The sequence below is a fragment of the Bacteroides sp. genome (genome assembly GCF_019417265.1).
Lineage (GTDB): Bacteria > Bacteroidota > Bacteroidia > Bacteroidales > Bacteroidaceae > Phocaeicola.
This window is the reverse complement of the sequence record NZ_DXVR01000121.1, coordinates 1-6846: the sequence shown is the minus strand read 5'-3', so window position 1 is coordinate 6846 and position 6846 is coordinate 1. Positions and strand designations below refer to the sequence as shown.

General features: G+C 41.3%; 6 protein-coding genes and 1 pseudogene. 4 read left to right on the top strand and 3 right to left on the bottom strand.

Annotated elements, in window-relative coordinates:
- The first annotated feature begins 205 nt into the window (after window positions 1–205).
- The 3 genes and pseudogenes from QZ379_RS11525 to QZ379_RS11520 all read left to right on the top strand — a co-directional run bounded on the left by QZ379_RS11525 (window position 206) and on the right by QZ379_RS11520 (window position 2245).
- Window positions 206–799: pseudogene (locus QZ379_RS11525) on the top strand (hypothetical protein).
- Window positions 800–898: 99 nt separating this feature from the next.
- The gene (locus tag QZ379_RS12775; RefSeq protein ID WP_366933618.1) at window positions 899–1042 is read left to right on the top strand and encodes a GGGtGRT protein; all 144 of its coding nucleotides are present in this window, start codon (window positions 899–901) and stop codon (window positions 1040–1042) included.
- 87 nt (window positions 1043–1129) lie between these two features.
- Window positions 1130–2245 (top strand): PDDEXK nuclease domain-containing protein, encoded by a 1116-nt coding sequence (locus tag QZ379_RS11520; protein ID WP_291564780.1) that lies wholly within the window; start codon window positions 1130–1132, stop codon window positions 2243–2245.
- A gap of 450 nt (window positions 2246–2695) precedes the next feature.
- Here the strand turns inward: QZ379_RS11520 and QZ379_RS11515 are convergent, their stop codons facing one another.
- The 3 genes from QZ379_RS11515 to QZ379_RS11505 all read right to left on the bottom strand — a co-directional run bounded on the left by QZ379_RS11515 (window position 2696) and on the right by QZ379_RS11505 (window position 5153).
- Window positions 2696–3601, bottom strand: a complete 906-nt coding sequence (locus QZ379_RS11515; protein ID WP_291564778.1) for a DMT family transporter — start codon at window positions 3599–3601, stop codon at window positions 2696–2698.
- Window positions 3602–3734: 133 nt separating this feature from the next.
- Window positions 3735–4487, bottom strand: a complete 753-nt coding sequence (gene truA, locus QZ379_RS11510; protein WP_291564776.1) for a tRNA pseudouridine(38-40) synthase TruA — start codon at window positions 4485–4487, stop codon at window positions 3735–3737.
- Between the two features lie 3 nt (window positions 4488–4490).
- The gene (locus QZ379_RS11505; protein ID WP_291564774.1) at window positions 4491–5153 is read right to left on the bottom strand and encodes a DUF5715 family protein; all 663 of its coding nucleotides are present in this window, start codon (window positions 5151–5153) and stop codon (window positions 4491–4493) included.
- A gap of 197 nt (window positions 5154–5350) precedes the next feature.
- Here QZ379_RS11505 and QZ379_RS11500 point away from each other — a divergent pair, with 197 nt between their 5' ends.
- Window positions 5351–6427, top strand: a complete 1077-nt coding sequence (locus tag QZ379_RS11500; RefSeq protein ID WP_291564772.1) for a YeiH family protein — start codon at window positions 5351–5353, stop codon at window positions 6425–6427.
- Window positions 6428–6846: the final 419 nt, after the last annotated feature.

The window sequence follows — 6846 nt, the reverse complement described above, 5'->3', positions numbered from 1 at the left end:
TACAATATTAATATTTTATGCTGAATATAAAAATATTTTAGAGCACTTACTTATATAGATACTAAATTTTAAGAAAACATCCAGATTACAAGCCCAAGGAAATAAAATGTTGTACCGAAACATAAAAGAAAAAAAAGAATAACCATCTTTGTTCTGAAATCATAAACATAAGATTTATGGAATATATAAATGAATTTCACAAAGAATGGATAGAACGAACTCGCCAATCAATAGCATTCTGGAGCAAGCAGCCCATATCGTTAGAAGAAAAAAGGAAACAACAGGAACGCTTGAACCAACAGAAAGCTATAAGAGAGGGCAAACAAAAGAGTTGATAGACTTTGCCAATTACAACAATTTATGGATTTATCTTTCTAACTTAAATGTTGAATTTCTTAGCAAAGGTGGAGAAAACGAAGTCTATACAGGAAACAAAGATAATATCGTTATTAAACTGAATAATTTTAATACGCAGGTGATGATTTGGAGAATTTCTTCATCCGCATTAATGCACACAACAAATTATTCGGTAACGTACCTTATCAGATGATAGGTTTCGCCTATAATAGTAAAAAAAGAGTTCTGTGCAGTTCTTATACAACCTTACATTTTGGCTGAACGAGAAGCTACAGAAGATGAAATAGCTGCATATATGAAAGCATTAGGCTTTGAAATGGACTATTACGACGAATATCATAATTCAGAATATGAAGTGTTTGATGTAGTTCCCAACAATGTGCTTTATGGTATTGACGGTGATTTATACTTTATCGACACTCAAATCAGAATACGGTCTTAATCCTGACATAGATTTCTCTTACAAACGGAATTGTATTAGGAATTTGACCATAATGCAGCCAATTTTTATAATTAGTTCTTTTATTTATTAACACGGAGTTTGTCTGTTGTCACTATAAGTTTGATTTATAAGCAATTATACAGGTTACAGAAATGCTCGGTCGCTGCTTCTTACGCTATGACTGATACTATGGCTCATATGCATACAGATGTTCAGTTTGCCGGTTCTTCAATGAAAAGATAGCTCATAAGAGAATAACTAATAATATTGTATGAATTTGATGTACAATCGGATAAAAAACGTAACTTTGTAAATATATCAAAGGAGATTATGGTTAAAAATACAGATAAACAAGCAATTGAAAACATGTCGGATAACTTTCGTGGTTATGCGGCACTGCTTCGCAAAATCAAGCAACGAGTACTGACAGCCCAACAAAGGGCGATTTATGCTGCCAATGAAGAAATGCTCAGGATGTATTGGGATATTGGCGGCATGTTGCAGCAAAGTCAAGATGCAGACGGTTGGGGTAAGAAAACCTTGCAACGGCTGGCAGCGGATTTGAAGAACGATTATTCTGAAATAAAAGGATTTACCGTACGCAATATGCAATATATGGTACAGTTCTTCAACGAGTATAATCAGGAACTGACGATGATAAAAAGAGCAGTTTCTCCAATTGCGAAATCACTGATTTCGCAATTGGATGAATATAATTTCACCCTCCCTATCAAGCATCTGGATTGGACGCACAATCTTGTATTGATAAAGCAGGTCAAAGATATTCGTGCACGCTATTGGTATATGGTACAGAGTATTACGAATCACTGGACGACACGCTATCTGCAAGAAGCCATCAAACTCGATGATTATGGCAGGCATGGAGCGTTAGCAAATAACTTCACTGAAACCCTGCCCATTCCGGAAGCAAATGATGTGAAATCCATGCTCAAAGACCCATATATATTCGATATGCTTACTTTCACAGAACAATACAATGAGCGTGACGTGGAAATCGGTTTGGTAAATCATGTGGAGAAATTTCTTGTAGAAATGGGAGCAGGATTTGCTTTCATGGGACGTCAGTATCACATAGAGGTATCAGGTGATGATTATTATATTGACATATTGATGTATAACGCCTTTCTGCACCGCTACTTAGTAATCGAATTGAAAGATACGGAGTTCATTCCGGAGTATATCGGCAAACTGAATTTCTACTGCTCTGCCGTAGATGATATTCTTTGCCGGGAGGGAGACAATCGGACTATCGGACTGTTGCTTTGCAAGGGTAAAGACCGTATCAAAGCAGAATATGCCTTGCGTGATATTCAGAAACCAATCGGAATTTCCGATTATGAATTAGGACAAGCCTTGCCTAAAGACTTCCGGGGCAGCCTTCCTACGATTGAAGAAATTGAGAAAGAATTTGAATCTGACAGGTGATGAACAAAAATAGACCAAGACTATGATAAACTGAAATCTGTAATTCTGCAGTCCATAAGAATATTATCAGTAAAAACATACTACATTTCACTTTCACATCTTTCACACTGCGAATGATAAAATGTATTTTGCTTTATTAAGTACCATTTAAATGGTATTTAAACAGTGTTTAAGAAGGATTCTAATGGCGTTCTAACAGTATTAGAGAGTATTAGAATCGCATTTACAAAAGCCACCTCAGATAATGAAAAGACTGTTGTTATTTTATTTATATCATATATAAGGATTTGGGATGTGGAAAGAATTTATTAGGATAAAATTATACTATAGTAGATTATCTCCCTACTACATCTACATAAAAAAATCCGCAAAGCATGAAGTAGCCAATCATGGCATCAAGTGGTTCAACATGTTCTTTGCAGATTATTTCAAGAATTTATAGGCCTGAATTTATCCCAACACATTTCCCAAATACAGGAACAGCATACTTATCAGTACCAAAAGCAAATCTACTGCCTTGCTCTTCAGGTTCTTCTCGCGGAACACCATTGCTCCGAAAAGGAATGAAACCACAACACTGCTTCGTCTTACCATCGACACAATGGAAATCATGGAATCTTCCATAGACAGGGCGTAGAAATACACAAAATCGGCAGCCGACAGGAATATTGAAATCAATATAATACACCAGTCCCAGCGGAAAGGAGTTCCGTGTTTGCGTCTCGGCCACCACAGGAAGAGGATTACACCTCCCATAAGGAAAAGCTGATAGATGTTATACCATGCCTGTACCACCATATTGTTGAACTGCCCCATAAGATACTTGTCATACAGGCCGCTAACAGCTCCAAGAACAGCAGCGAGCACTACGAACCACACCCAGCGGTCGTGCTTGAAGTCTATGCCTTCCTTCTTGCCGGAACGGCTGAGAAGAAAGAACGAAAGGATGGCAAGGAGCACACCAATCCACTGATACAGATTCAGACGTTCGCCGAAGATAAGGAGCGCACCTACGAGCGTCATCACCGGACGGGTGGCATTGATCGGTCCAACTATTGTAAGTGGCAGATGCTTCATACCGAAATAGCCGAACACCCACGAACCGAGAACGATGAACGACTTCAGAATGATGAATTTATGCACCTCCCAGCCTGCTTCCGGAACATAGAACAAAGAGCCGTCGAGCACTTCGGGACTGAAATGCGAAATCAGTATAAACGGAATAAAGATAAGACTTGAAAACAGAGTATTCAGTCCGAGCACGGGAAGAACGGCGTTGTTCGCCAACGATTTCTTCTTGAATACATCATAAAAGCCCAGCAACGCTGCCGAGCAAAACGCTAAAAGTAACCACATATTGAGTTTTTAAGTTTGTAGGTTTGTAAGTTTATCAGTTTTTATTTGTTTAGTGGCCGTTCATTAGCCGTTCAGTAAACGGTCGGTGAACATTCAGTGAACGAGTTCTGAACGTAAGACAGGCAACTGATTTCTACAGGAACAAATCCTCAGGATAGCCTATATCTACGAGAAACAGAGCATGAGCCGGTACAGAAGTTCCCGCACTGCAACGGTTCTTATCCTCGATAACCTTTCGGAATCCGTCCACCGAGAGCTTTCCGCGTCCCACTTCCACCAGAGTACCTACCACCGCACGCACCATATTGCGCAGGAATCTGTCGGCCTGGATAGTAAATACCCATTCGTCTTCGCCGCATTGTGTCCACTCGGCATGCATTATCTTGCAGTTGTTGGTTTTCACATCCGTATGCAGCTTGCTGAAGCTTGTGAAATCTATATAGTCGAAAAGGACAGCAGCTGCCTCGTTCATCTTCTCAATGTCGAGTTTCTGGAACAACCTCCAGGAATAATGACGCGCAAACGGATCCTTGCGAGTAGTGATATAGTATTTGTAAGTGCGGTATGTGGCATCGAAACGTGCATGAGCATCTTCACGCACCCGCTTCACGCTATATACAGATATGTCCTGCGGAAGCAAACGGTTCAACTTGTCTGCCACCAACGCACAGTCCAGTTCGCGGTCGATATCAAAATGTGCAACCATAAGCTTAGCATGCACACCTGCATCCGTGCGTCCGGCCCCTACCACTTCTATGCTTTCATCTCTGAGGAATGTAGCCAAAGCCTTGTTCAGGGTTTCCTGCACACTGTCGCCATTAGGCTGAATCTGCCATCCGTGATAATTCGTACCATCGTAGGCAAGGTAAATGAAATATCTGTTCATCGGCTATTTTCTTGCTGTTATATGGAAACATCCCTGTTTCAGTTCATACTTGACATAGCATCTTTCCTCCTTCTTCATGTCGCGAAGCACCTCTGCCAGAACCAGTTTGAGTGTATCAGCACGCACGTCCTGCATCGGTCGTCCGTCGGGGTCTTCAACTTTGGCAAATCTCTTCCAACTGATGTCGAAAGTCGTCCCGTAGAAATGGCATGAGTTCATAGATGCATTTCCGTTTGTGCGTCTGAGGCGTTTTACGTCTTCTTTTGTGCGGGTAACCGAAGTTACTATCACCTTGTTAGGGTTAAGTCCCTTGCTTTCAAGCGAATCGAGAAAATTTTCGCCTATAGATTCGAGCAATGCGCTTGCCGTAGGGACAAGGAAAGGGATGGAGTGTGTAAGCGAGTCCATGTCATAATATTCGCACGGTTCTATTTTCACAAGTTTTTTCTTCAGATGTTCAGCCTCTTCGCGCGATGCCACAGGAGAAATACCTATCGCCTTTGCCGATTTCAGCTGAACGGCATTAAGGTCGCCGAACGAACGTCTGTAACTTACCACACCTTTTATATTACGTGGATTATTCATCTTCATACTCTTGTCACCGCACGATGAAAGTGCCGCTACAACGATGGCCAATGCACAAAAAGCCCCAAATAAATTCTTCATTCTGTCATATTTATATTTTCGCGTGCAAAATTAACAATAATGCCCGACATAGGAAAAGCAGGCAACAGTATTTATTCACCTTTTTCGGTTATTACTAAAAGTTATAAGCTATAAAATAAGATGAAAAACAACATATTGCCAAAAGCACTATCTTTGCAGCCGGAAACAAGAAACTATAAACAAAAACGAAAAACGATATGTTTACAAAAGAAAATCGCGCCAATACCATCCACGGTATTTTGCTTATCGCACTGTTCTCATTCGCTGCATTCTACATTGCAGAAATCCCGTTCGTAAAAAGTCTGTCATTCAGTCCGCTGATTGTAGGTATCATCCTTGGTATGCTTTATGCCAACAGTCTGAGAAACAAACTGCCTGAAACATGGGTACCGGGAATCAAGTTCTGTACAAAGCAGATTCTGCGTGCAGGTATCGTGCTCTACGGTTTCCGCCTCACTCTTACGCAAGTGGCTGCAGTGGGAATACCGGCAGTGGTGATAGACACTATAATAGTGGCAGGAACAATCTTCCTCGGCATATGGTTGGGCAAACTGCTGAAAATGGATGCAGACACATCCCTGATGACAGCTACAGGTAGCGCCATCTGCGGTGCGGCAGCCGTACTTGGGGCCGAACCGGTGGTGAAATGCGAAGGTCATAAAACTGCTATTGCAGTATCTACAGTGGTTATCTTCGGAACAATATCAATGTTCCTCTACCCTATCATGTACCGTTCGGGAATGCTTGATGCACTGGGAGATACAGGTGTGGCAATCTACACAGGAAGTACGCTTCACGAGGTGGCACACGTGGCAGGAGCCGGAAACGCGATGGACCCTACAGACGCACTCGGCATAGCAGGAACAGCCACTATCACTAAAATGATTCGCGTGATGATGCTTGCTCCTGTACTCGTGATAATGGGTATCGCGCTTTCAGGACGCAAGAGCAAGGATGCAAGCGGAAAGGCTCAGAAAAGCAAAATCACCATTCCATGGTTCGCATTCGGATTCATCGGAATAATCTGCCTCAACTCGCTTCTGCAATATCTCCTGGGAGTGGACAGCGTAAAGGAAATTCCTCTGAACGGAGCTATAGAATATATCGACACCTTCATGCTAACCATGGCAATGACAGCACTTGGAACTGACACAAGCCTGGACAAGTTCAAACAGGCAGGTGCGAAACCATTCGTCCTCGCAGGATTGCTCTATATCTGGCTTGTAGGCGGCGGATATCTGCTTACTAAATACCTTGTTCCGATGTTGGGATAATACGGTTCTAAGAAATATACTATCATACATCCCTCTTTCGACAGAGAACACTTCTCATATGATTCTGCCGAGAGAGGGATTCTTATGTATTATTCAGCAAACATTTTCTGAAACGTTTGTAAAGATTTTCCAAAACAAACCGTTTCAAAAACCGTGACACGAACGTGTAACGCGCGGAACACGAACGTGACGCGGGCGGAACACGTACGTGTAACGGGCGGAACACGAACGTGTCACGCCATCTATGTAAAAGCATTTTCAAACAGATTCCGAATTAAAAGGAATTTAAAGTCAGAAAACTCAGAGAAAACGCATCAATTTTTTCCTTTAATATAATTTAGCTTTTTAAATACTTATATCACCCTGATTATCAACATTTTAAATTTGCGTATATCTATATTTTTTACTATCTTTACAAT

What these genes read in the sequence shown, in the direction of transcription:
- QZ379_RS11505 (WP_291564774.1), bottom strand. Translation starts at nt 5,153, where the DNA reads ATGAAGAATTTATTTGGGGCTTTTTGTGCATTGGCCATCGTTGTAGCG.
- QZ379_RS11520 (WP_291564780.1), top strand. Translation starts at nt 1,130, where the DNA reads ATGGTTAAAAATACAGATAAACAAGCAATTGAAAACATGTCGGATAAC.
- truA (WP_291564776.1), bottom strand. Translation starts at nt 4,487, where the DNA reads ATGAACAGATATTTCATTTACCTTGCCTACGATGGTACGAATTATCAC.
- QZ379_RS11515 (WP_291564778.1), bottom strand. Translation starts at nt 3,601, where the DNA reads ATGTGGTTACTTTTAGCGTTTTGCTCGGCAGCGTTGCTGGGCTTTTAT.
- QZ379_RS11500 (WP_291564772.1), top strand. Translation starts at nt 5,351, where the DNA reads ATGTTTACAAAAGAAAATCGCGCCAATACCATCCACGGTATTTTGCTT.